The sequence below is a fragment of the Pedobacter sp. 22163 genome, assembly GCF_052045595.1.
Taxonomy (GTDB): Bacteria; Bacteroidota; Bacteroidia; order Sphingobacteriales; family Sphingobacteriaceae; genus Pedobacter.
This window is the reverse complement of the sequence record NZ_JBQEPM010000002.1, coordinates 668,515-693,432: the sequence shown is the minus strand read 5'-3', so window position 1 is coordinate 693,432 and position 24,918 is coordinate 668,515. Positions and strand designations below refer to the sequence as shown.

Sequence of the window (24,918 nt, the reverse complement as noted above, 5' to 3'; positions counted from 1 at the left end):
TTCCTGATTGAATATAGATTTCGTTTCCTACGAGCCCGAGAGAGCCGTGGAACAATTTTACGGTATCAGGATTTTTCAATCGATTGTGTTCCATAGCAAGCATGTTAAACATTTACAGTGATACTTTCAGATTTGAGGTCTAATGGATAATTAGCGGTGAGTACCTCTGTTTTGCTTTTCTGCTTTCCACCTTTCGCATTCACAGAAACCTGCTGTTTTACAGACCATTGTGACCAACAGTATTCCTTAGTATATTTTTCAAGCAGCGGTGATGGGTAAGAGGAAAGAAGAAACTTACCCTTAATCCTTGGAAGCAAAAAAAGAAGCGCTTCGAAATCCTGCTCAGAATACCCATCATAATGCCCGCAGTCTGAATTGTAGTATGGTGGATCGCAGTAGAAAAAGCTTCCAGGAGTATCCCTACTGCCAATGATATAAAGTGCATCTGCACATTCTATCTGGCAGTTCTGAAGCCTGATGGCCATTTCTTCAACAAACCCCTCCTTCTTTGAATTGATTTTCTTGGTGGTCGTATTGCTCGATTTGTCATAACCCCAACTGCTATCAAGCTGCGATGAAAAACTTTGTGAGGAAGTTAGTCATACCGCCCATGCCCTTTTGATCTCTGAGAACATATCCGGATTGTTATAAATCACCGAAGCTTTTCGGTTCAAATCCCTGCTGTGCAGCGAAATCCGGATTTCCTTTTCCAGTGATGTAAAATCATCTTTCGCTACGCGATAAAAATTAATCAGCTCTTTATTGGTATCATTAATTACCTCGATAGTGGATGGTTTCTTTGCAAAAAACACTGCAGCCCCGCCAATAAAGGGTTCGCAATAAAGCACAGGTGGTGGGATTACAGAGACAATATGCTTTGCTAGTTTTTGTTTACCCCCATAATAACTTATGGGGGTCCTTAATTTTAATTTGGTCATGTTTTTTTAATACAAATCATCAATTGTTAAATCGACTTTTTCTCCGTTGACAAGTATTGAAACCTTGCATTTGATATCAGGAACACCTATACTTTCAATTTGAAAGCGTTTTCCGTCAAGATGATATAAAGTATGATTTTTGTCCAGGTCCAGGACTACCCAGCCCCTGGAACGGATGCGTTCTATTTTGGCCAAGAGCTTCTTCATTGTTCAATAACAATTTCTTAAAATATCACCGGCCTATCTCGCCGTTCTGGGAAACTTCTGCTGTCTGATTTCCTTCCCATGGAAAGCGGTCTTCCTGTTGACTGGCATTCACCTCATTTATTTGTGAAAGGCCCTGCTCAGTTGGCCCAGCGGTATTTTTTTCTGCTCCCTTATTTGGAAAGATTTCGTCCTGACGAATGATAGCCATGTTCTTATCAAAAACATCAAGCCCTTTAAACTGGGGATTTGCGGTAATAAATACCTGAACAGCTTTCTTCCCTACCATCATTTCTGCCTGGGCCAGATTGCCATTCCTTAGAAGTTTCATCATCGCATCTTTCCCTGATTCGTCCAAAGCTTTAAAAGGATATTTATCTATGGCATCAGATAGCTCGAACTTAAATTCGGGATAGATTTTTTTCAACGGATGGTTCCCATAGGCATCCTGGACATCGAGGTTAAGCTTAAACCACACCTTCTTCTTTTCCGAAATCTCACTGTTTTCGGACTTTATATATACGTCCCTTTCTAGTGAATTCCCGGACAGCAGTTTATATGCCTGCAATGCTGTGATACGGTTATCCCTTTCCAGATCAAAAACCTGTCTAACCGGCAAAGTGCTTCCGGCCCTATTTAGGGTCACCTCATAATCGTTGAGAAAATACATATCGCTCTGTTTGGAGCGGTTAAAGTTCAGCATGAACCTAACCTGGTCTGAGCCAAGGGTCGGATTCTTTTTAGCCTGTGGCGATGTGTAACGCTGCGTCACCCCCAGGGTAAAGGATGGGAGTTCCCTTGAGATCGCTGATTCAAGAACATCGTTAAGCTTTGCTCCAAAGCCCAGGTAGTCCAGGCTCTTTTTTAAGTACTCTAAATTTTTTTCATTCATATCAATAAGTTTTAAATTAAAATAGGCTGAGCTGTTGCTCAGGCTGGGGAGGTTCATAGCCGTTTTCTATGGCGATGTGCTCGCCAAGGGAGACCGCCAGTTCCTCTATGGATCCAAATCTGCATTCCTTTAAAAAAGCAGAAAAAAGAAAATGTGACCGATATCGGGAATTAGATATGATAGGTGAAGCTGAGCGGAACTCCAGGTGAACGACAGTTGGCTCTTTTTCATCATTTCTTTTGACGGGCCAGTTGTACACATAATTTACATTGACATCGAATCCGAATACCCTTATATCTAAATTGACATCCTGTTTAAAAATTTCTGGAATCATGGAGTTGAATTTTACCGCATTTGCAAAGGCCTGACATTTGTCCTAAATCCGGTAAGCCTGCAGAATCTATTAAGTGAAAACGGCGATTCCACACATGAAATTCGCCCGACTTAAATGTGAAGATCACTTGATTGGAGGAAATAAGAAAAGATGCATCGATTCCTTTCAGCCATAGGGCAACCTTGCAGGCCAGCACCATCCCAGGCAAATCACTGTCGAAAACTGTCCTAAACCTTGCATTCTGGAAAGTTGAACGGATAGAGCCTACATTTTCTGGAATTAGCAGGAAGCCCACCGTTGCCAAGGCGGTATGTTGAGCTTTTAAGAACCGTGCCCTCGCACAAAACTTTTAAGGCACCCCTCTTTTCATAAAAAATGCAGCCGGTAAGAATAGTGATTGGAGGCAGCCCAGACGGGATTAAGTAAGAAAAACCACTTTGGTCAATCCAGTTAATATCCACCTTTATCTGGATGTGGTGTGACTATAACCCCTTGTATATTCATTTTTGAAATCTTCAAGTTCCCCCTGCTGCAACTTTTCATCGGAAATAGAACCATCGGATTTATTCATTTCCAGAAATGCGGACACAAAACCAGGAGAAAACGGTGTATGATGAATACTTACATCCATTATCGGAGAAAGGTCCTTAACCAAAAAACTTCTGGCCGCCCCATATTCCATAACAGTTAGGATCAGGGCTGTGCGGCTGGCTAATATGCCCTTGGGTTCAGTAGCTCTATGTTGAATCATCGTCCCATCGGAAAGCTGAACGATACGTCCCATGGCAAAATCTGCCCTATTCTTTGAATCCAGTAGCTCTCCATTGATTTGGTGGGGAACCTCTACCCCTTCGGGATGGTAGGAAACAAATTCCCTCGTCTCACTATCATATTCAAATACAATAACCCTGCTGCTGCCATCTGGAAAACTGACAGATTTTGCAACATTTTTAACATCTCCAGATATCAGCTCATTGGCTTCGTCGTCCAATAATTCCGGGGAGCGTTTCGGTTCCTTATAGATAGGGTGCAGTTTAATTTCCTGAAAGTTATCTTCATCGGTGTGCAGAGAAAGTTTTGCATCCAGGCTATCGATCACATAAGCTTCACTGACCAGATCCCGAAGGTTGACCATGGAAGTTCGCCTTCCGGAAAGCAATGCGGAAAGATCTGTATCGCTTAATAAATGCTTGTTACCATCATATAATCCCAGCCTGGAAAGCTCTGCTATCGGCAGTGCCTCGTTTATCATTAAATGTTTCATCAAAATTTTGTTTTATCTGTTAGCACTATACAATGGCGAGTCTCCATCTAGGTTCTTCCCCGAACCATTAGATGCAGTTCTTACCTGCTCATTGGTCATTTCCCGCTTGAGATATAAAAGGGAAGCATATAGTTTATCGCCTTTGCTTAAGGTAAAACTGTTACCAAAAAGGCTTTCCTGCATCTTCAGCCTTCCCTGTTTTAAATGCCCGATCACTTCATAGACTGATCCATTATAAGGAATTTTGTCACCGGTGGTAAGATAACCCGGGGGTTTACCTTGCGGTAGACCAGTTGCATGCATATGCTCTTGCTCTACTGATTTTTGCTGCGCTCTTTCAAGATCCATGATATAATTGAATATACGTTCAGCATCCATTGAGGCAGAAAAAATCTCAAAGGGATTATCTTCCAGGATTTTGATCCAGCTTTCTACATATGCGAAATGCTGCCCCGGATCATGGCCTATACCCAGCTCTTGCCCCATGATCATGGAGGCGATCTCTGCCCTTAACTCCTCTTTTGCATAAAGTAAATCTCCGAAGCTATTACCCATATCCCGGTTTAAACGTTGTGAATGACCGGTCCAATGACCCAGTTCGTGAAGTAGTGTGGCATAGTACTTATGGTCCTGCGAAAACCAGTCTTTATAAGGTAAGGTTATGGCGTCATTTTTCGGGCTGTAAAAAGCTTTGCCGGAATACTCATGCAAGATTTTAGCGCCAGAGGAGGCAATCATTTTTTCTGCCCGTTCATTGGGCTGCCAATCGATACCTGGTAGTTCCCGTTCCAGTTTCGGCATTCCATCAATCTGGGCAGCATTGAAAACGTATGCATTTCGGATGATGGCATGGGGAAGCGCAGTAATATCCTTGATTGGCTTTCCCAGCTCATCATGCATAACCTTTCCCGAGGCATCGCGCTTGGTACGCTCATCTGTGGTTTTAACAAACTGGATAAGCATTGACTTCTCTCCTTTTCTAACCTGCATCCCACTTTCTTCTGCTTGCCTGTAGGTCATCCACCTTGGATCGTCCCTACCTGCCATTAATAACGACAGCGCGTTAATACCCTTATATCTTTTGCCGCTCTGGAAATTATAAGGTAATAGAAAGGGCATCCCACTTGCGTCCCATGGAATCTGCCATGGGGCAGTCCCTGCCCTAAGTCCTTCAATAACCTTTTCCGCAACCTGCACATGAAGAGGTTTCTGAACATCTTTTTTATTCATCTTCAGGCTCCTCCCTGTCGGCAAAATCTATCCCATAGACCCAAGCTTCATCGAGATTGAGTTCAATCTCCTCCACCATGGCGAGCAGTTCCAGCTTTTGCCTTAATGTTAAATAAGCTGTACTTTCCATAAATTTTTGCTGATTAATTCCCAGGTTCACCTGGAGCTGTAGGATAAAAAGTATGGGATCTATATAGATGCCATCAATGCGCAGACTAAAATGCAAATGCTCCCCTGTTACCCGACCAGTTGATCCTGTAACTGCAATAAGTTCCCCTGCCTTAAGCACCTGGCCGTTATGGACCAGGATTATGGATAGATGGCCATAGATACTTTCAAGTCCTGAATGGTCTATCTTTATAAATTTACCAAGTATAGGATTGTAGCCTGCCTCGGATACCTTCCCCGAAAAAAAAGAAAATACAGGCTCATTCCTCGCACGCAGATCGATGCCGCGATGAAAGTCATTTTGATGTGTTACTGGATGGATCCTGTTACCAAATGTGCTATTTACCTTCATAGAATTCAGCGGCATGCAAATCTGGGAGTAGGCTGACAAAGAGGAAAATACAGCAATTAGAAATATACCTGCCAGGAACCTAACGCTCAAACGAAACCTCTTCACTAACGTCTATAATCTGGTTGCGGGAAATATAATCCTCCAGGAATATCATGCTTCTTTTCATAGCCTCCGGATTTTCTAACGCAATTTTCATTGCGCCAGAGACATTGCCGTAATCGGAACGTTCCTGTTTCATATTGATGTCGAGCAGGTCTTTAAATGTCTCAGCATCCATGTCCTTTACTCCGGTCATGATATCCTGATAAAGCTCGTTTTTATTCTTCAGCACAAGGAGGGCATCCGAGGAATATCTGCCCAGTGGACCAGCGCCAAAGCCGACACTAATGGTATCGTTTTTTAGATCAGCCGTCGCAATTACACCGATTTGACCCTGCCTGGAAACAGGATCTGTTGTCAGCTGGGGATGTACCACTACAAGCTGGCCGGTTAGTTCTTCCATAAGAGTTGATTTTAAGAATGAAAAAATAATTTGTTTACCGCTTTATGCCTCCTGCCATCGAGGCTCTGGGGATTTCGCCATTTTTTGGAGCGGTAGTCTCTGTTCTGAATTTTGTAACCAGTACCCGTATTTCGGTATTGATGCGCATGAAGTTTTTACGCAGTACCTCATCTTTTTTCCCGGCAAAATCATAATACACCGGCATATCAGGGTAAGCCTTTTCCTCTCTTGCTATCTCCTTCATATCCAGGTTTACCCTGCAGTTGATCGCCGAGGTCTCATACTTACCTGTGTATTCCGTTACTGCATCCGCCGCCAGCATACCGACAAGTTCCCCGGCTTTTAATGAGGCAATCTTACCGGCGGGAATTAGTGGTTCAAGCTTTTCAGAGAGTGAAATGGAGGTCTTGGTCCTATCAATTGATAAGCTCTCGGACTGTTGCTTAATCTTTCCAAAAAGCCGCTCCAGCCATTCCAAGGTTTCCTTGTTTCTTGCCGATCCGGAAAGCACATTCCCTACGACCGAGGTAATTGTATTTGCGGTATCCTTTCCATACTGCTGCTGAAACTGCGGAAGTTCCTGAAGGCCCATGAGTACGGCAACCATGTTGGATCTTGCAGTCGCTATGAGATTTTCGATTCTGTGTACAAAAAGGGTCGGTAGCTCATCAATAATCAATGCCGAGGGCTTATTGCCTTTAGAATTGATGAGCCGGGTCAGCCTATTGAGCACGACAGAATAACAGGCAGAATTGATATTCTGTGTATTTGGATCATTGGCAAGAACCAACATTGAAGGCTCAGCATGAGCGGAAATTTTCAGATTAAAATCATCACCTGAAAAGACCCAGAACGTTTCTTTCGTAGCTAGCCTGGAGATAAACACTTTCAGCGTTCCAATCTGTCCCTCCAATTGATTGAATGCTTTGGCCTGATAGGCGGTAGCAAAGGGAGATAGCAAGCTTTTAAGTTCGGGATTTGAAAAAAGAACAGAAAATATCTGCTCGTAGCTGCAGTTTAAGAAAGAAAGTACATGGGGAAAAGTGGAAAAACGCCCGCGTTCGTATTGTGAAAAAAAATAGATACACGCTGCCAAAAAATTAACTGCGCTCTGGGTAAAAAACTGATCGCTTCCCCCCGATTTATCTCCCTTCTTTAATGCTTCTACCAGGGCTTCCGCCGTTTCGCCCGCGTCTGCCAGTGTAACGATATAATCGGGCCTTAATACATTGATCCGCCTGCTTTTCTCTACCGATGTTAGGTTAATGACATGGAAATCGAATCCTTCAAGCCGTCCCTGTTTTTTCCCAAGAAGATAATGATAATAGGCAATCTGGGCCAGATCAGGGAATTTGAAATCATAACAGCATATGCAGAACTCCTTAAAAATCAGCTGCCGGATAAAAGGCATAACCACTCCAAAGCTCTTACCGGATCCAGGGGTTCCGATCAAAAGCGTGCCCCTGAATATATTTTCAATATTAATGAACCCCGCATGTACTTTTTTCCGGTAGTAAAATAATGAGGGAATGGAAACTGCGAATTTTCCATTCACCGGTTTCCTCGCCTGCATAAAAGATTCTTCTTCAGTATTCCATTTATCCTTTCCCAGCGAGGAGCTGATAATCTTGGAAACGTTATCCATAGCAACATGGACCGATATAGTACCCGCCAACAAACAACCAATATAACCGATATCTTCCCAACTGGTGCAGTAACCTATAACTACGCCCGTATTACCGAAAAAATATATGCTAAAAACCATCGAGACCGCTCCAAAAACAAGTGGGAGAACAATCGATGTTTTAGCTTTTAGATCCTTTTCTTTTTTACTTAAAGTGCCGATAGAGACCAGGGAAATAAGCAAAAAAGAAAAAAAGCGGCTATAGATAGGATGCTGATAGATGATAATCCTGGACATGCGGACAAGAAAACTGCTCAGGCCGAATCGATGCCCAATCTGGCTTTCGAGCAATTTCGGTGAATACACGAACACCAGTATATCCAATAGCAGGGCAAGGTAGATGGTAAACTGAAGAAAGCGGTGCAGGCTCTGTTGTTCCTTGCTTTCCTCCATCTCTGAAATTAAAAACTATCAGCCTTTAGAATGTCAGAATAACGGAGTGAAAGTTGGAGGTTCCGCCCTGAGAGCTGCTTTTCAGAGAGTTCAATACTGAATACCTTATCTCCGGGAAATGTTGCTTTCTTTAATATGTAGATATTACGGTAAGTGTTTTTAAACCGTTCGAACGGATAAAGGCTAAAGACGGGTTTTAGTTCTATGGACTGTACATTGGTTGATTTGTTAACCTTTCGGTCTTCGATTTTAAACCTGAGCTCATCTACATCAAAAATAAGATTGGTTTCATTTTTAAAACCCAGGTCCAAAAGAACACAATTGCCAAGTGTAAAAACCCTGTTGACGGTTACCGATATTCCATACCCTCTTGTACGGCTTACATATCCCTTGCTGCGTAATTTCAGGATGGAAAGTGCATTGGCCCTCATTTCAAGGGTTGATAACCCTTTTTGGGAATTGTCCAACGGCCTCATGTACTGCGGAAGGATCTCAACCTGGGTGGCAATAGATTCAGATTTTTGCGAGGGCAAAAAACATAGCCTAAACTGGGAGATAAAGGTTTCCCCTACAATGGTTACAAGGCCTGCTTCACCGCTGGATAGCAGACCAGGAACGGAATCAGGGACAGCTTTGACCCTGAGGATATTCTTTTCGGGAAGGTCCCCGATCAGCGAGGGACTGGAAAGGTCAACATAAGAGATTTTTTCCGGCGAAATAAAATGTAGTGAGACCGAGCCGGAAATACCGATAGCCGGAATTTCAGAAACAGCGAGGGTACCGGCTTGTTGGGCAAAAAGCGTTAATGAGCACAGTAAAAACTGTACCGTCAGGATTATTTTTTTCATAACTAATAAGATTGTTGCTTTCTTTTAAGCTCATCGGGGTCGATGAGATAGATTTCGGTATTATACCTGATTTTGACCTTGTTGGAGCGGATGAGCTTATTGACCGCGGTAGTTGTAGACTGGAACATTTTAGAGAGTATCCCCATCACCAGTTGATTGTTATTTTCCGCTTGCTGTTGAATGGATATCCCCTGTGATGTGGATCCACCAAGATCCCTGGTAAACTCCCTGAAGGCAGAGGAGGGGACATATATCCCGGCAAGCCCGTCATTATCATAAATCTGAAGATTTATGGGAAGGATTTCACCGCCATAGAACACTGATGAGACAGTGAGCGAGACTCTTTGGGCAGAAAATCCCGATATGGTGGCATAAAGGTAAGTCCCTTTGGGGATCACAAACTTTCCTGCCATGATATCATCCAGCAGTCTGATGCGCAATCTGGAACCTGAAAACCCGGTAATATCCTGATCAATCATCGCAGAAATCGGGCGCTCATCGGCTGAAGAGATTACAGTATTAAAAGCACCTATAGCGGCATTTGTTTTTTTTACCGGGAATTTCTTTTTACCCTTCGCTTCTTTTTCGGCAATTTCAAGAAGCCGTTCTTTCTCTCTTTTTTCGATAAGAGAAGGATCATTTGCTTTGCCCATACTATCGACCAGTGCCATCTGGGCACGGAAGATCTGCATTGGATCTGCAGGCTCTTTTCCTATTTCAGGTTCAGTGCTAAGTTGTCCGTTTTGCTTGATCTTTGATAGTGCAATAGCCAATGCCCTGTCTTGTTCGGTTTTAGAAGGATTCTCCCCTTTTTTATAGGTTGCAAAATTTTCTATGTAAGGGGAAGACTTGTTTTGTTGGACAGCGGCGGTTCCATATTTCCTTTTCATCACCTGATCGATGGAATCCAGCATCCGCTTTTCGCGCTCGTTATAGGATGAGTTTATCTGCGACTGTTCCTTGGTTTCATCTGAAATACTGCCAACGGCGGTATAACCATCTGCCTGCTTGAACTTATTCCGGTAGGCATCAAGTTTGCTGGAAAGACCTTGATTTTTTACCTGATCGGATACTCCGGCAACGTTAACCTGGAGTGAATCCTTTCCCAGTGCCTGTTTTCCTTCTTTGCCAAAACTAATTTTATAGATATAAAAGAAAAGCAGGATAAAGGGGAAACAGATCATAGGCAGGGCATACCTCGCCTTTTTAAGATCTATTTTTTTCATAACAATAATTTTATTTTTTTCTATCGCCTGTTTTTTCAAGCTCTAAGACCATAGCGGCCATTAGTGCGCTGTCCGCTGAAGTCAATGAATCTTTAGCGAGCATTGTTTTCAGTGCAGCCCTCATCTCCAGCGCCTTTTCCAGGCTATTCACGGTTGTACCGATTTCAGATAAGCCATCGCCAATGTGAGTTAGCGCTTTATTTTCAAACCCCGGTTTTGTGGGCTTTTTCCTAAGCAGCGTAAAACACAGTAATAAGGAGGAAGCGATTAACAGAACCATTACTGAAAAGGTGGCCTTTGGATATTGGTTGAAAAAACGGGAAGAAGAGCTTCTAAGGCAGCTAACCTGTGCTGCGAACTCATTTTTCAATTCAGAAAGGATGGTTATTTTTCTCATTGGAATGCATTTTTTTCTGTAGTTAAAAGATCCCTGTTTTCTAATGTCTTCCATCTTGTGATCAGCACCGCATGCGGGTTGTTTTCAGACCTTGTTTCCAGATCAGTCAAACTCCCCTCAGTGATCAGTGACCTGGTAATGGTGGAACTCCTGCGGTCTATTTTCTGGGTTCCATAATACCTGAAGTACATGCGTTTCTCGTCCAGGAAAATAGAATCGGTACGTAGGGTCAGTACGGCAGAAGAGGACAGAATAGAGGTAAAAAAGCCTTTTTCTTTCAAGTTATTATACTGTAAAACCCCTGTTTCATCGATCAGGTACATGGCCTGTTTCATCTGGTATTCAATAAATTTATCGTCTGGTACAAGCGAGAAAAAAAGAGAATGGAATTTTGCAATATGTGCCCGATATTCTGCAGCCCTGTTCAGCTGTACATCGGTCTGTTTTGCCATAACTGGAGTTCCGGAGGGATCCAGGATATAAATACTCTTTCTCGAATCCCGGACATAACCATATGCAAAAAAGGAAACTATGGCTACCACGGCTGCGCATAGCAAAAAGCTACCGACTGAAATCAGGGTGGCAAGCCGGATTTTTGATTCAATATTTTTAATCATCATCTCTTCTACCCTCCCATAATCTGTCCGGCAACCCTTGTCATACTCGATGCTCCCCTGCCCATCGAGCTGGCTGCAGATGAAATGCCGGATGTTGATACAATCCATGTTGAAATGCTTGGAACGGTCAACATGGTCAGTGCACCTATTATGAAGGTTACGATTACCATTCCAAAAGACAATATCCCGTTACTGGCAAACCATCCCAGTTTTTCAAGACTCGCTTCCCCTGTCCCTATCAGTTCCTGATATCGAGTTATTTCTGCTTCCAATGCATAATGCTGAAAAAGCGAGGCTACATACATCACCAGATAGGCGATACCCGAATAGAGATTTACAGAAATAAATCTTGCCACCCAGGTGGAAAAGGAATCCCTAAAAGCAGGAAGAATCGATACTGCAACCGAAAAAGGGCCAAGGATAATCAGAATGGTTGAAAAGATAATCTGGATAATAAATATGATGTAGGTACATATCCTCAATATCCAAATTGCCAATGTCTCCAGTAGGGAGGTTGCAAGGAGCTGAAGGCCGATCTGCAAACGGTTCCGCATTTCTACAACGGGCTTCCAAACCTCTGAGAACCCTTCTTTTACTGAAGAGCTTACCGATTCCCAGGCATTTTCATACCAGGTATCTGCTTCTGTTTTTGCTGTTTCTGTTTCAGCCTGAAACTTTAAAAGCTGATCGGAAACTTCCACCATCAGCTTGGCCCGCTGAAGCCTGAGATCATTGATCTCTGCCTGGCTTCCATCAAACATCGCAGAGGTCTTCTGTTCCACCACGTCCGTCGGATAGGCAAGAACACGTGTAAAGATGCTCCACCAAAGGATCACCATTGTCAGCCCAAAAGGACGCAATAAAGGCATAATTTCCAGTTGCTTATCTCCGGAGATCATTTCATAACTCTTGACTGCAAAAAATATAAGCATGAAAATCGCAGCAAGGGCCTGTGCATCAGCAATAAAGGCATCATAATGGGTCCAGATTGTATTTTTCATTTCATGAAGGAAGTGCATCATGCCTTCCTCATAAACCCCGTTTCCCTGGAGAAAATTAAAGGTATCCTTAAATGAGTCGGGAACAGATTGCACAAAAAAACCGGCAGTACCGGTCAGGTAATTGGGTAAGGTCATATTTACAGTTTTGATTTTTTAAGGATATCATCAGCGATCTGGATATCGGTCTTTCTACCACGAACCTCAGGCGGATTCGCATTCCTTATTTTTTCGGCTGAGGATTTAATCGACAAAAAAGCTTTTGCTTTCGACTTCTTCATCTCCCAGCTAGCCAGTAGCTTTCTATATTCGCCGAGCATTCCGTGATAGGCCATAATCCTTGAGCCCCGGTCAACAGTAGTGGAACGGGCTATTTCCAGCCTTTCCAAAAGTGCATGGCTTTCATCCCTGTACCAATCAAATAATCCGGAAGAAATCAGATAGCTTCTTTCGGCAGCAGATAGCCCAGTCAACAAATCGGAATCAGCCTGATTCAGCAAACCTTCAAATTCATTCCGGTAATACATCAGCCACAATGGATCTGCAAAACTCAGCGCTGAAGAATAGTTTGAAGCCTCGCTCAATGCGGTATTGCGCAAAGTATCTGAATGTAACTTATAGAGGTTGTCTGTGTGTTGCATGGCAGCGGCAAACATCAACCTTTGGGTCTGTGGCCCCGCTGGTCCCAATGGTCTGAGATCGGTTTTGGGATAATTGGGATGCAGCGCCCAGGTAATCCAATATTCTGGGTTCAGGCCCAGAAAACCCGGCTTTGGAGTAAACTTATCGCGGTCCCATTGTTTGAAGACCATGCGTTCCTGCTGGTAGATGATGTGCTTGTCAGTTATCTTTTTTTGCGCATTTGCTAAAAGAGCAATTACACAAAAAAGAAACGTCATTAGATATTTTTTCATTGTTTTAGGAGTTTTGATTTAAATAGAATATCATCCGCTGTGCGCAGATCCTGATTAATAAAATTCCGATACGGATTCAACGAATGCAATACCCCGTTCATTTTTGCCCAGTACATAGATTTTTTCATGCTGAATACAAGCGCGCGGATAACGCGTAGTTCCAGGGCGATCTTTTTCAGCAGCGCATCCCGCTTTTCAAAATCCATCAATACATTTTCACCCTCTTTTAGCACGAAAGATGAAACCTCGGAAAAGAGTCCGATGCCCCTGTTTTTAACTTGCCTTGCAACATCTTCGGCAAAAAGTATCAAGTGGGGATCCGAGCGGGCCATGGCTATCATGCCATTGCCTTCTAAAGTGATTTCCGCTACCAGACTTCCGATCTGTCTTACGGCAATGGCGCTTTTTAGCCCCTGATCAACTTCTCGGAGCGAGGAGAGTATAAGCGATTGGACCATTACCACCGCACCTAGATTTACATTGATATCTGAAAGCCTGTTATTGATCGTATTCTGATAGTTACTGTAGGTATTTTCAGCAGCGAGGCGGACTGCCCCATTTTCATTTACAATTGAAAAATGTCCGCGGTCGAATACCAACCGTTGGGCCTGGACTGACAAGGTTATGACAACCAATAATACCGTTGTGATGTATGCGCTCATAATTTTAATTTTTAAGTATATCCTTTCTTCGCAGAATACTTTCTACCAGTGCCTTATCAGTATTGATAAAATCTGAAAATGGGTTCACTGCATTCAGCGCATTCTTTCCGGAAGCGTATTTCAGGGATACTGCAAGCCCCCGGGCGGCACCGGCTATCCCGCGTAATTCGGTCAATACATGAGAAAAAAGCATCTTCCGGTCACTTTGCTTCATCTGGTTGATGTCACTGGTTGAAAGGGCAATTCCATATAAAAAGTTTAATAGTGAATATGCCCTATCTCCCATATCCATTTCTGCCTGAATTGCAAGAATGGACAATACCGGATCATCCTTGCACAGCCTGAAAATAGTTTCCTGGCTTCGTGCTATATCATTAATCAATGGATATGCCTCTATCCCTACTTGCGCAGCATCAATGGCAAGGCCCAAAGTTTTAAACCTTGAATGGATATCTCTGTAGGCAGTTTTCAACCTCACCATTAAGGTCTTATTTACTTCCTCATTGGTTGTAGCTGCAAGCTGTCGGTCCCTGGCATCGGTTTGCTTTCCGTGTTCGGTTTTGCTATTTCCAACCAGTTGATGTAAAAGCGTAACATTAAGCTGGGCATGTGAGGAAAGGGAGATGATAATCAAGCCGAAAAAAATTACTATATTTTTCATTGCTTGAATATTTTATGGTTTCGGATAATATCATCAGCGATACGCTTGTCAATATTAATGAAGCGCGCATACGGGTTAAGTGAATTTAAAATACCACGCTGTTTCGCCCAATACATTGAGCGGTACATGCCGTAAGCAACTCCCCGAAGGATGGTGAGTTCGGTTACAATTTTGTTCAGCAGCTTGGCTCTTTCGCCTGCATCCATAAGGGCATCTTTGCCTTCCTTGAGTACAAAGGAGCTGACCTCTGCTCCCAATTTTATCGATCTGTTTTTAAATTCCCTTGCCCCTGCTTCAGCAAATAGTAAAAGAAGGGGATCGGATGAACTGATATTGACTGCCTTATTTACATCCTGCACAATATCCTCTGAAATCTCGTATATATCCTTTACTGAAAGCAGCGACCGCATTACTCCAGAAACCTCAGAGAGGCCGCGGTAAATAGTGGACTGGAGATCGTTTACGATACCAAGCTGCCCGGTCACAGCAAGCTGGGCTCTTTGAACAAGGGTCAGGTTGTCACTGGTCCGGGAAAGGCCGCTGTTCATTATCCCAGCGTGTGCAGCAGTTGCAGCGGCTGTTGTTGGGTCAACATATATCTGCGCCCGGGCAATCTGAGCAAAAAGCGCAATTGATAAAAAAAAGAATATTCTTTTCATGATTTTATTTAATTATAAGCTGTTGCATTTACTCTCCGGACAAAATCGGGCAATGAAAGCCTGCTGGATTTCATATCAGAAACAAAATTTTCAAGGCCAAGGCGATAAGATCCGTGGCAGGAAACATAGGATTCCACTGCTGTCTTTTCAGGTTTTTCGGTAGTGAAAGTCAAATATTGAAAAAGGGACACTTCTACGCCATATACCTCACCTATACCCCCGCGCTTGATGTAAACCTCTTTGAATTTACCCCGCCCGGATTTATTTTCCAGTGTATTTACGGTAAAGATTTTCCGTTGCTCTGCCTCGGGTAAGACGAGTAACTTGGCCACGTGCTCATAATTGCCCTTATATTTAGACTGGTCAAGTAGGCAAATCGTATCGGAGCTTGCGAGTATGGAATCCTTGATAACTGCATTTCCGATAATATCGTTAAGTTCCTGGGTTACGACAATAGGTTCCCCCCAGAATTTCCGCATGGTCTTGTAGAAAAACAAAAGATAATTGGCCATCAGTGGCGAAGCGATTGCTTTCCAGGCCTCCTCAAGTACCAGGGCTTTTCGCTGAGCTGTCCTGTGCCGCATTTTCTGGAGCACCAGATCCATAATCGACAGCGTAACGATGGGAAAAAGGATCTTATTTTCTTTTATGGAGTCTATTTCATAGACTATCAAGCGTTCGGTAAAATCAGATTTATCTGCGCTTTCGTTCAACAATCTGCCGTACTCTCCTCCAAGGCAGAATTTTTTGAGCACATAACGGTATTCATCAAGGTCAAAGCTGATTTTTTCTGTTTGCATTATTTCGGCAATTTTTGCTACTGAATAATGGTAAAAGGTATCAAAGCACAAGGCATATTCTGCATCGCCAAGAAAGAAATCCGAGTAATAGGCAGATAGCACATTTGAAAAAACCGTATCCTCAATCTGTGAAACATAGCCCTCAGCGCCTTTTAATAGCAGCCCGATCAGCGTTTTCAAAAAATCCTTTTTTTCGATGTTATACTCCGCCTCAGATATTACAAACGGATTCATCGTTATCGGATGCTCTTCAGTGTAGGTGTAATATTTCCCTCCGAAGTAACTGCATAGTCCGGAGTAGGAATGTCCAATGTCAACGATCACCACATCATAATTATAGCCCATATACTGCTCTAGCAGGCTGTTCATAAAAAATGACTTACCTGTTCCAGAATTACCGAGTACAAATTTTGAGCGGTTGGTAATCCGGCCATTTTCCATCGGTAGATCTGCTAAATCGATTCCTACAGGAATACCTCTCCGGTCAGCAAAACGCATTAAAAATTTGGAAGGCTCATCAACCATCATGCGCTCTTTATAGAAAAGGCATAATGCAGCGTCAGCGGTTGTTAGAAACCAATCATATTTTTTAAGCGCTACTGCATTTCCAGGGAGCGCACTTCTAAAAAGCTCCAGCTGGTTATAGGCATTTTTAGATGGGATAATCCCCTGTTTAAAAAGGGCAGCTTCGATATAATTACAGCTGGTATCCAGTGAATCAATGCCAGAGCAGACAAGTAGTGAATAGTGAGCGTTGACCAGCAACTGGTTTTCCCTTGCTACATCCACCAGCAGTTTATCAATATCCTCCACACACATCTGGTTAGCAGGGTCGGGTACCCCGGAGTGGCGCTTCCGCTTTAACTGAAGTTTGTTCATGGTCATTCCCTGGCTTGGAACCTCTATCAATTGGTTATAGATCAAACATGATATCCCTGGGACAGAAGATAGAAAATGTAAATTATCCATTGGAAATTCCTCTAATCCCTTTCCATCCGTCACATTTAAATATGGGCCAATTGATTCCGGCAGATCAATAGCATCTACATCAACAAGGCTCATGCAACGGACAGCCCTTTCGCCCATCCCAATTTCATTATCTCCTGCCCGAAAATTGTTAAGGGAAAAATGCTCAGCTGAAAAATCCATTGCCAGCATTCTAGCTATGTATTTTTCTATCTCCACCCGGCTTAGCATTTTAGGCGATATCGATGCACCTTTAAGCAGTTCAACAATCTTGGCAACATCAGAGAGAAAACCCATGAAAGCCTTATTGTCGTAAACATAAATTGTCCGTCGTTTCACCTGACGGGTGATAATCAAAAAAGTGGAATGTTCGATATATTCCCTGCCTGAAAAATGCTCATCATATTTTTGTTGTAACCACTCTGTTTGCTCCTTGGGACAATAAACCTTTCTCGAAAAAATGTCCTGCTTCTGCATGATATATCCTTCTCCGAGATTCTTGACAAGATTTAGCAGTAAACGATGAAAATCTTTATATGCCGCCTCATCAGCGGAATAAATAAGCACAGGATTTGATATTGATATGATTATTGAAAAATCCCCCTCTTCTCCATATAATACCGGTAGTCCGTTCACTTCATCAATTCCAGCATAGGGCAATTTAAATTCCTGTTTTCCCATATCCCCGCCTTAAATAAATTCTATGAATAAAAATCCCTTTTGACCGGGTCTTGTCATGGAGGCCGGACTGCTGTTTGGAAAAAGTATAGCTCAGACCGGAAGCAATGGAAGCGATAGTGACCAGGCCTCCGATATACATGTTTACCATTGCCCCTGAAAGGCCGCCAAGGACAAGACCAAGGCCCAAGGAGGAAATACCATAGGCAATAAATTTGCCCTTGAAGCCACGGTAAACAAGGGGCTTCTGCAACCCCTTGTACACTAAATACAACTTCATATTAAACCCCAAAGAATGCCTTGATAACCACAGAAACCAGTACAAGAAAAAGACAGGACCCTCCCCAGCCCATTATCTCCTTGTTAATGTCCTGGTCACCGGAGTTCCATTTGATATATACCCGAACTCCACCAATAATGCCTACTACGGCACCAATTGCTAAGGTGAGGGTAGATACAGGATCTACGTAAGCGGTGAGGGATGACGTAGCTGCATTGATACCGGTTGTTCCGCCACCGGCTTGTGCAGAAAGCGACTGGGCGGCAAATAATAATGCGGCCAATGACAAAAGTTTTTTGCTTTTTTTTGCCATAATGATTGAATAAAAAGTAAAAAAAATGTGATTACAATCGGAAGAGACCCCGAAGGAAGGCTCCGATCAGAGAGAGGAAAAGACAGGAAAAAAACCAGCCCATTACCTGGGCATCAATATGGTGCTTTCCCATCTGCCAGTTGGAGTAAACCCTTAGCCCGCCAAAAATCCCGGCTATTGCACCGATGACCAGAACAAGGTCTGACATGGAAAAATACCAGCTCTTCACCTCGGCAGAGGCAGAATAAAACTCAGATATCCCTGGCTGGGCGCTGGCCGAAAAAACACAGGACATAAAAAAAGCAGCCAGCGCTGCTACAAATAAAATACAGTGTGGTTTCACTTGGAGAAACTAATAGGGTATCGCCCTGGTATGTTCTATGAGGTTGTTTTTTGCCATTGAAAACAGCTGCTTTAAACCTACTCCTCCACTGGAGCTGATCGTTCCAGAAGAGAGGCCTGCTTTAAGTCCAGCAGCATCAGTCTTTTCTGAAATGGTTGAGGGTGTTTCCAGTCCCTCATCCGGAGTGATAAGCTCGGGAGCAAAGGTTTGGGAAAAGAACAGTTCGTCTTCAGCAATGTCACCCACAGTTGCTTTTGGAGCAATGAAAAGATCAAACAACAGGTTTATAGCATAGTAAGAGACGTAAATGATCAAAATTAAAATCAAAAAATTATTCCAGCTCATGGGTCATGGTATTTAATGTTTAAGAAATATATTCGCTGAGCCAGGGATGGTTTTTTGAGAAAATACAAATATGCGCGTCATGTCGACATTTGATGCAACCTTAAATCCCCTTAATCTATTCATTGATCTCTTGTCTATTCGGATAAGTATTTTCTCTTGTCCATCCATGGGAAAGTTTTGAAGGGATTCAATAAGCTTTGCTATCCGGTCGGTATCAAGTGTCGGTTTTTTTCCAGCCTTTTTGGCGGTGGGGTTTTCGTTGGCTGGATTACCTGAAGGTTTTGGCAATATTCCTTTCTGTTCTTCAAGTTTAGATTTAAGCTGTTCTGCCAGGGATTTGATTTGACTCATGAAGTTTTGCCTTTCTGCAAGAAGCCGTTAAAGATAAAATCAAGTGTGCCCATGAAAACGGGCACCAGCCCAGGTGGAATGTGAATAGTGCCAACACGCTGAAAATCTATCCGGTCGGAAATAGCCGGGGCAATTGTGCCAAACCGCGAGAGCGCTTTATCGACCTCTTCCCTTGTTTCATATTTCACTGTGGATTTTATCCTGTTTGGAACAAAAACCATTGGCGAGGTTTTGTTGATTTCCTTACATACCAGGGAAAACAGAACCGTACTGTCGACAGAAAATTCATCGTAATTAAACGGGCAGATGATAAGTGCTGCTGATCCGATGATAGGTATCAAAAGGTCATCATCCATTTTCCCTGGAAGATCGATGAGTACAAATTCTTCCTTATTTTGACTGAACAGTTCCAATAACGCAGGAAAGTATTTCAGGTCTGATGGGATTACCTCGTAGATGGGATCATTCTCGAGAATTTTAGCCTTTTCAAACTTCCATGAAATCGACGCCTGGTAATCCATATCAAGCACGGTGACCTTCTTTTTTTTCAATGTAGAAAGATAATAGGCCAATAGCATACATAGCGTACTTTTACCGGCGCCCCCTTTCTGGTTTCCTGTTAGTATAACCATAAGCAATTGATTTTAACGTGTATTTGTTCTGGCCTTCTTCTGCCTTCTTCTATTCCGGCCAAGGATCTGCTCATCATCGATATCATCTGATATGTCAATATCTAAAACGAAATCAGAGATAGATATACCTTCATTCATTTCACCATGCTCAGGAGAGAATATTGGATCTGTCGGATTTTCCGGAAGCATTCTTTCACCTGGAGAAAACTTATTATCGTAAATACTTGTGTTGAAACCTTCGAGCTTCTCTTGGGCGACCAGTGAAGGTTCAATAAATTCATTAAGGACCATTATATCCCCGCCGTTGAAGACATGCTTTCTGGAATGGTCGAGAATTGAATAGCCATATGGAAATTTATCGCCTTTGAAATGAAATACAAACTCAAGGCCAAATGAGGAAGAAAGTTCTTCGCTTAATGTAGAAAAATAGCCTATCACCTTTCCCTTATCACCTCCGGAAAGGTTTTTCCTTATGGTCTGCAAAGCTGAGTCAGCGATAAGCCTGTATTTTTTAAGGATCTGTTTCAATTGCGACGTTCTTTCTTCATCAGCAGAAAACCGAGCGATACTTTCATCAATCCTTGTTAAACTTACATCGCCCACCTTTCCCCCAAACTTGAAAAGTTCCATGCAATTATCAAGTACCTTCAGGCCGTAGCCTTGTCTCTTAAGCAGCATCATAAACTGTGCCCTGGTAGAGAAGTTATACTTAAGCGATTTTTGAATCGCTTTTTCAGCAGCTTGCTTTTCATCTTTGCCTATAAGCATATTCAGTACCCTGTAAGCTCTAATCTTCTCAAAGTTATCCGAAATCTTTTTCCCCTCCCGGTCCACCCTGGTGGATACTATGTGGATATGGTTATTCTGGGTATCCTTATGAAAAATGAGCAGGTAAGGCTGCTTGCCGTATCCCATTCCTTTTAGCCAGTTTTCAGCTAAGGACACGAGCTCTTCCTTGCCCAGGGATCTTCCCTTAGCAGATATCATGGCGTGGAACTGCGGGTAAACAATCCTTCGGTTTCGCGCTGCCAGTGAGCAGAGGTAGTTTATATAATCCTGGGCTTTAATTTCCGATAGCCCCTCAAGTGCGCCAAAGCCGGAAACCTTTAACAGCTCACCCTTATTTTTTTTTACTTTGTCAGTGTTGTACCTGACCGCTCTGAAGGTTTTTGATTTCCGGAGGATTTTTACGATCATATTCTAAGCCTTTAGCAGCCGTAGCAGTTTACGTGTCGATTTCTCCATTTCCCTGAACAAGAAAATATAACAGGAAAACAGCTCGTTAAATTTGGCTATGACTTCCCCGGAGAGCAGCCCCCGTTTATTCATGAAGTCGGCATGTCTGGCCAGTTGATTAATGTTGTTGCCGGATCTTCCGATCTCCGAGCCAATATCATCAAGTCTTTTCAAAGCCTCAGCAGCATTTAGCCTGATTGAGACAGATGAAGGTTTCAATACCTTTAGCCGGAGAAATTCACTTTCTTTTATTCCAAGCGAAATCCAGAAATCACGGATTAAAGTATATTCCTCTTCACTAACCCTCGCTCTGATATATCTTGTTCGTTTTCCCTCAAGCATCAAGGGCCTTCCATTATTTTTCTTGGTCATATCGAATACTTTAAGAATATCCTCCCTAAAAGAAAACTAGTTGCGACGTTTTTTCTACCATCATTCTACCTTTTCCAAATGATTAAAAAGTAGATACTCAAAAACCAAAGAATGGGCATATGCCCATTCTTGAACGCTGTGTTGCCGCAAAATCAAGGCGGACAAATTTTATAAGGTGCGGAACTACTCACGTCAGATCCTCCGATCCGGGCCGTATAGGCCTGCCAGTGCGCTTTCACCAAGTTGACGTTATCTCAAGGCTTCGCAGAATTTCCGGCTTTCGCCCGGATAATGCTTCATTCCCAAATGTCAAAGACCAATCGTTTTATTGGTCAAAATTCATGAGGAAAAAAGCGGGGATTTGACACTTTGGCTAAAGTGCCGTCGATTTTTCTAAAAATTTAAATACTCATAAACCCAAAATAATCAGGGGAAACTTACAGCTATTTGATTACCGCAATCGGCCTTTTGCCTTTTTGAAAGGTAAATTTTGGCACCGTGGAATAGATTCTGCGAGAGAGTTCAATGGCGGAAAGTACCGCGCAGCACTTTGCCATTCCCATCCCCTGAAAAGAGAATAATTCGGAAAAGCTCATCTGAGATAGCTTTTGCAGATCACCACCTACGCTGCAGAGCATCTTTTCTGCCAGCGCCACTGCGCTTGCTTCCCTACTTCCAGACCCGATAAGCAAAGCGATGAGCTCTTTAGTTTCCAGCGACTCCGCACCAGATTCGGCCAATCTTTCCCGCGGGCGTAAGGCGGGGTCCCACCCCTTTATCCCGCTGCTCCCTTTCTCCGCCTTGCTACTGGAAAAAAGATCATGGATACTACATTCTTTAGCTTCAGCATGCGCAGCCGAATGGAGCAGAGAAGAAAACCCGGAAATCAGCCACTCAAAATCATCCATGAAAACAGCCAGCCTTCTGGTGGTATATGAGCCATCGTTCTCCAGCTCCCGCTTGGTAATCTGAATATAGTTGCTGCCAGTGCGGGCAACCATAAAGTCTAAAAAGAAACTCCTCTTTCCGTAAGAGAAAGCTTCGCTTGCAATTGTTCTTTTTTTCATAACAGATACAATTAAAATTAGAGACAAGGCCGGTCAGGGCCCTTTTGACTATCACAGTTCCAAATTTGCATTTTGAATTTTATACAGTCGGTTGTATTTTTAAGCATCCGATTTAACCGCTTATAAATCGGATATACATTTGATTTACAGAACCATAAAATTTCAGCGATCATGGAAAGTCAGATAGAAGAGCAGAAATACTGCGCCTATAGCAAATGCGGAAGAAGCTTCGGGGGAAGGGCCGATAAGATTTATTGCGGGGATCAGTGCCGCAACGCCGCAGGCAGGGAAAAGAAAAAACGCGAAAAATGGGAGGAGCCCGAACACTTCGGGCAGACCAACCGTATCCTCATGCGCAACTACCAGATCTTAAAATCACTTTTCAATGAAAAAGGCCGCCCGGTAAGCAACTGGAGACTCAGGGACGAGGGATTCGAATTCAGGTTCATGACCAGCATTTACGAAACCGAAGACGGCATGAGACTGAACATGTGCTATGACTACGGTTGGCAACAGCTGCCCGGCAATGAGATCAGAATCTATCCTGTTCCACCGCTTATGGTATTGGGCATAGCAAAAGCGACAAAACATCAAAAATAAAATTAAAACATAGAAGTGATCGGCATAAGATGCAAGCAAAGCCATCCAATGCCGATCGGTATCTTTATTTACCCCTCTGTTTTCTTTCGAGCAGAACAGCGATTTCCACATCAAGTTTTTTCTGAAGGATCTCCCCCTCAAATCCAATGGTCCTGAACTGCATTTTTCCCTGCTGGTCTAGAACGGCGATGGTAGGAATTACAGTAAATCCTACCTTTTCTCCTATATTTTTATCGTTGTTGAAATAAATCGGAAACTCATATTGCGGATTCTGTTTTGCCCACTTTTTAGCATCTTCGAGGGTATTGTTGGAACCGCTGTTAACCACCATGAACATGACGTCCTTATTGTTGCGGTATTTCTCGAAAACCTTATGAAAATAAGGCATTTCCTGCATACAGGGAACACACCAGGTTGCCCAGAAATCAAGGATTACAATCTTTCCCTTCATCATTTCTGCGGTAACCGGCCGGCCTTCGAGGTCTACCAGACCTGATAATTCCGGTCTGGGCTTATCCATCATCAATAGCCTGGTTTTAGCGGTCAGCTGGGCGATTTCCAAAGCTTCCAGCTCTGCTACCTTTGATCTGAAGCCGGCTTCTGACTGATTATATTTTAAAAAATTGATTTTTGCACTTTTCAGTACGGTTGAATCTGTTGGGTTCTTGATCAGCAGTTTCCAGAGGATATTAAAAGCTTTCTGATTTTCATTTAACCTTGCAGCCACTTCAGCACTGTTGATCAGCCCTTCTCTCCCATCCGAAAGGTTTACCGCCCGGTCCGCTAGCAGTCTTGCTGAATCGATTTGGTGCAGCTCAAGATAATTGAGTGCTTTGATAGATAGCAAAGCAGACCTTGCCTCTGCTACGGTCTGTTTTCTTGTGCTATCCGGAACATAGGACGGAATATAACCGAATTCGGGAAAATACCTGATAATCCCCACCGGCCAGGCATCTGAAATTTTTAACGACCTGTCTGCATAGGCAATAGCGGCCGATGGGGCGATTTTATTTTCGGTCAGCCTGGCTGCAATATCCTTAAGTGCCTGAGGTGTATAGGGGCTGACTTTTACGTTCAGTTTTGAAGCATGAAACAATGCCCTGGCAGAATCCTTGACCGAAGCATAATGATCAAAGAGCATTTTATGGATCCCTTCGGACCCTTCTTCACCAAGCTTATCGCTTTTCTTTAGCATCGCTTCCAGTTTTGCAATTTTAGCGGCAGTATCCTGCTCTTTGGCGATAATTGCTGCACGCATGTCTTTGGAAATATCTGCATCCGGGAAGCGTTGCATAATTATTTTGCGCACCGAATCGAGCCTGCTCTTTTCGCCGATCATCAGATAGCCCATCGTAACAAGGTTCACATTTCCCGGCAGAGTAGGGTTTTCTTCAAATTTCGCTGCTATGACCTTCCTGGCCTGCTCCCTGAACTGCAATTTTTCTTCAGGGCTTTTGGCCATGATCATCCTGGTATTGAGCTGCGCTACCTTAGCCTCATAATTGTCAGGGTTGTTTCTTAACTCTTCACCAAGAAGCATCAGTTTTCTGGTCTGAAGATCAGCAGATTTAGGCATTTGGGCAGACAAGCTATAAGATTCATGCAGAAAACTGCTTTTCACTCTCTTTTCTCCATCAAATACACGCAAAGTATAATGTTGATCAGCAGCAGGTTTCTCAATCTGCTCTCCGCTCTGAAGATAAAAGGCCGCAAATGTTGCAAACCTTCCGGCTACAAAAGATGCTGTCCATATTTTGCCCTGTTTTATCATTGGCATTTTCCAGGGCAGGTCATAAAAAGTAGAATAGGTGAAAACGATCGTTACCGAAGGGGCATCAGGTGTTATTTTAGCATAGGGAGCTGTAGGGTCGTAACTGATGGTAACGGTATCACCTCTTTTTATTTTTTCGGGTTTAATGGTCATACTTTGCCCCCGTGCCTGAACAATGGCAAGCACAAGGAGCATATAACTGAATACTATTTTTTTCATAA

Annotated in this window: 31 protein-coding genes; 1 reads left to right on the top strand and 30 read right to left on the bottom strand. The window is 43.1% G+C overall.

The annotated features are described in order from the left end of the window. Positions 1-104 precede the first annotated feature (104 nt). From ACTJKN_RS07500 to ACTJKN_RS07360, 29 genes are all read right to left on the bottom strand, one after another. Positions 105-518, bottom strand: a complete 414-nt coding sequence (locus tag ACTJKN_RS07500) for a DNA adenine methylase (RefSeq protein ID WP_440824072.1) — start codon at positions 516-518, stop codon at positions 105-107. A gap of 81 nt (positions 519-599) precedes the next feature. Further along, on the bottom strand, positions 600-938 hold the full coding sequence (locus tag ACTJKN_RS07495; RefSeq protein ID WP_440823718.1) for a DNA adenine methylase: 339 nt from the start codon (positions 936-938) through the stop codon (positions 600-602). A 6-nt stretch (positions 939-944) separates the two neighbouring features. After that, complete coding sequence (locus ACTJKN_RS07490) at positions 945-1,145, bottom strand: hypothetical protein (protein WP_440823717.1); 201 nt, start codon at positions 1,143-1,145, stop codon at positions 945-947. A 25-nt stretch (positions 1,146-1,170) separates the two neighbouring features. Beyond that, positions 1,171-2,034 (bottom strand): hypothetical protein, encoded by an 864-nt coding sequence (locus ACTJKN_RS07485; protein ID WP_440823716.1) that lies wholly within the window; start codon positions 2,032-2,034, stop codon positions 1,171-1,173. Positions 2,035-2,050: 16 nt separating this feature from the next. After that, positions 2,051-2,368: a hypothetical protein gene (locus tag ACTJKN_RS07480; protein ID WP_440823715.1), complete on the bottom strand. Its 318-nt coding sequence runs from the start codon at positions 2,366-2,368 to the stop codon at positions 2,051-2,053. A 463-nt stretch (positions 2,369-2,831) separates the two neighbouring features. After that, positions 2,832-3,632: a DUF4099 domain-containing protein gene (locus ACTJKN_RS07475; protein WP_440823714.1), complete on the bottom strand. Its 801-nt coding sequence runs from the start codon at positions 3,630-3,632 to the stop codon at positions 2,832-2,834. A 12-nt stretch (positions 3,633-3,644) separates the two neighbouring features. Beyond that, positions 3,645-4,862, bottom strand: coding sequence for an ArdC family protein (locus tag ACTJKN_RS07470; protein ID WP_440823713.1), 1,218 nt, complete (start codon positions 4,860-4,862; stop codon positions 3,645-3,647). Beyond that, positions 4,855-5,382 (bottom strand): M23 family metallopeptidase, encoded by a 528-nt coding sequence (locus ACTJKN_RS07465; RefSeq protein WP_440823712.1) that lies wholly within the window; start codon positions 5,380-5,382, stop codon positions 4,855-4,857. The genes ACTJKN_RS07470 and ACTJKN_RS07465 overlap by 8 nt, the downstream gene beginning before the upstream one ends. Positions 5,383-5,461: 79 nt before the next feature. After that, on the bottom strand, positions 5,462-5,884 hold the full coding sequence (locus ACTJKN_RS07460) for a hypothetical protein (protein WP_440823711.1): 423 nt from the start codon (positions 5,882-5,884) through the stop codon (positions 5,462-5,464). Between the two features lie 34 nt (positions 5,885-5,918). Beyond that, complete coding sequence (locus ACTJKN_RS07455; protein ID WP_440823710.1) at positions 5,919-7,961, bottom strand: type IV secretory system conjugative DNA transfer family protein; 2,043 nt, start codon at positions 7,959-7,961, stop codon at positions 5,919-5,921. An 8-nt stretch (positions 7,962-7,969) separates the two neighbouring features. After that, positions 7,970-8,809: a conjugative transposon protein TraN gene (gene traN, locus ACTJKN_RS07450; protein WP_440823709.1), complete on the bottom strand. Its 840-nt coding sequence runs from the start codon at positions 8,807-8,809 to the stop codon at positions 7,970-7,972. 2 nt (positions 8,810-8,811) lie between these two features. Further along, a complete protein-coding gene (gene traM, locus ACTJKN_RS07445; protein WP_440823708.1) occupies positions 8,812-10,035 on the bottom strand; it encodes a conjugative transposon protein TraM in 1,224 nt (407 codons plus the stop codon). A gap of 10 nt (positions 10,036-10,045) precedes the next feature. Further along, a complete protein-coding gene (locus tag ACTJKN_RS07440; protein WP_440823707.1) occupies positions 10,046-10,432 on the bottom strand; it encodes a hypothetical protein in 387 nt (128 codons plus the stop codon). Beyond that, on the bottom strand, positions 10,429-11,049 hold the full coding sequence (gene traK / locus ACTJKN_RS07435) for a conjugative transposon protein TraK (protein ID WP_440824070.1): 621 nt from the start codon (positions 11,047-11,049) through the stop codon (positions 10,429-10,431). Before traK ends, ACTJKN_RS07440 begins: the two co-directional genes overlap by 4 nt. Before the next feature lie 8 nt (positions 11,050-11,057). Further along, complete coding sequence (locus ACTJKN_RS07430) at positions 11,058-12,185, bottom strand: plasmid transfer protein (protein WP_440823706.1); 1,128 nt, start codon at positions 12,183-12,185, stop codon at positions 11,058-11,060. 2 nt (positions 12,186-12,187) lie between these two features. After that, positions 12,188-12,961, bottom strand: a complete 774-nt coding sequence (locus tag ACTJKN_RS07425; protein WP_440823705.1) for a hypothetical protein — start codon at positions 12,959-12,961, stop codon at positions 12,188-12,190. Next, positions 12,958-13,623, bottom strand: coding sequence for a hypothetical protein (locus ACTJKN_RS07420; protein ID WP_440823704.1), 666 nt, complete (start codon positions 13,621-13,623; stop codon positions 12,958-12,960). Before ACTJKN_RS07420 ends, ACTJKN_RS07425 begins: the two co-directional genes overlap by 4 nt. A 4-nt stretch (positions 13,624-13,627) precedes the next feature. Next, positions 13,628-14,284: a hypothetical protein gene (locus tag ACTJKN_RS07415; protein WP_440823703.1), complete on the bottom strand. Its 657-nt coding sequence runs from the start codon at positions 14,282-14,284 to the stop codon at positions 13,628-13,630. Then, a complete protein-coding gene (locus ACTJKN_RS07410; protein WP_440823702.1) occupies positions 14,281-14,943 on the bottom strand; it encodes a hypothetical protein in 663 nt (220 codons plus the stop codon). The genes ACTJKN_RS07415 and ACTJKN_RS07410 overlap by 4 nt, the downstream gene beginning before the upstream one ends. 8 nt (positions 14,944-14,951) lie before the next feature. Continuing rightward, positions 14,952-17,390: a TraG family conjugative transposon ATPase gene (locus ACTJKN_RS07405; RefSeq protein ID WP_440823701.1), complete on the bottom strand. Its 2,439-nt coding sequence runs from the start codon at positions 17,388-17,390 to the stop codon at positions 14,952-14,954. Continuing rightward, positions 17,371-17,667 (bottom strand): DUF4133 domain-containing protein, encoded by a 297-nt coding sequence (locus tag ACTJKN_RS07400; protein ID WP_440823700.1) that lies wholly within the window; start codon positions 17,665-17,667, stop codon positions 17,371-17,373. Before ACTJKN_RS07400 ends, ACTJKN_RS07405 begins: the two co-directional genes overlap by 20 nt. Position 17,668: 1 nt before the next feature. Further along, entirely contained in the window at positions 17,669-17,980 is a 312-nt protein-coding gene (locus ACTJKN_RS07395) for a DUF4134 domain-containing protein (protein ID WP_440823699.1), read from the bottom strand. Between the two features lie 31 nt (positions 17,981-18,011). Then, complete coding sequence (locus ACTJKN_RS07390; protein ID WP_440823698.1) at positions 18,012-18,323, bottom strand: DUF4134 domain-containing protein; 312 nt, start codon at positions 18,321-18,323, stop codon at positions 18,012-18,014. 9 nt (positions 18,324-18,332) lie between these two features. Next, complete coding sequence (locus ACTJKN_RS07385) at positions 18,333-18,668, bottom strand: hypothetical protein (RefSeq protein ID WP_440823697.1); 336 nt, start codon at positions 18,666-18,668, stop codon at positions 18,333-18,335. Positions 18,669-18,680: 12 nt separating this feature from the next. Next, complete coding sequence (locus ACTJKN_RS07380; protein ID WP_440823696.1) at positions 18,681-19,019, bottom strand: hypothetical protein; 339 nt, start codon at positions 19,017-19,019, stop codon at positions 18,681-18,683. After that, on the bottom strand, positions 19,016-19,651 hold the full coding sequence (locus ACTJKN_RS07375) for a ParA family protein (RefSeq protein ID WP_440823695.1): 636 nt from the start codon (positions 19,649-19,651) through the stop codon (positions 19,016-19,018). The genes ACTJKN_RS07380 and ACTJKN_RS07375 overlap by 4 nt, the downstream gene beginning before the upstream one ends. A 12-nt stretch (positions 19,652-19,663) precedes the next feature. Further along, on the bottom strand, positions 19,664-20,848 hold the full coding sequence (locus tag ACTJKN_RS07370; protein WP_440823694.1) for a relaxase/mobilization nuclease domain-containing protein: 1,185 nt from the start codon (positions 20,846-20,848) through the stop codon (positions 19,664-19,666). A 3-nt stretch (positions 20,849-20,851) separates the two neighbouring features. Next, positions 20,852-21,259 carry a plasmid mobilization protein gene (locus ACTJKN_RS07365; protein WP_440823693.1) on the bottom strand — a complete coding sequence of 136 codons (408 nt, stop codon included), beginning with the start codon at positions 21,257-21,259 and terminating at the stop codon, positions 20,852-20,854. A gap of 443 nt (positions 21,260-21,702) precedes the next feature. Beyond that, entirely contained in the window at positions 21,703-22,326 is a 624-nt protein-coding gene (locus tag ACTJKN_RS07360; RefSeq protein ID WP_440823692.1) for a UPF0758 domain-containing protein, read from the bottom strand. Positions 22,327-22,497: 171 nt separating this feature from the next. Here ACTJKN_RS07360 and ACTJKN_RS07355 point away from each other — a divergent pair, with 171 nt between their 5' ends. Further along, on the top strand, positions 22,498-22,926 hold the full coding sequence (locus ACTJKN_RS07355; RefSeq protein ID WP_440823691.1) for a hypothetical protein: 429 nt from the start codon (positions 22,498-22,500) through the stop codon (positions 22,924-22,926). Positions 22,927-22,990: 64 nt separating this feature from the next. On the opposite strand, the gene ACTJKN_RS07350 is transcribed toward ACTJKN_RS07355, so the two are convergent. Then, positions 22,991-24,916, bottom strand: a complete 1,926-nt coding sequence (locus ACTJKN_RS07350) for a TlpA family protein disulfide reductase (protein WP_440823690.1) — start codon at positions 24,914-24,916, stop codon at positions 22,991-22,993. Between the last annotated feature and the right edge of the window lie 2 nt (positions 24,917-24,918).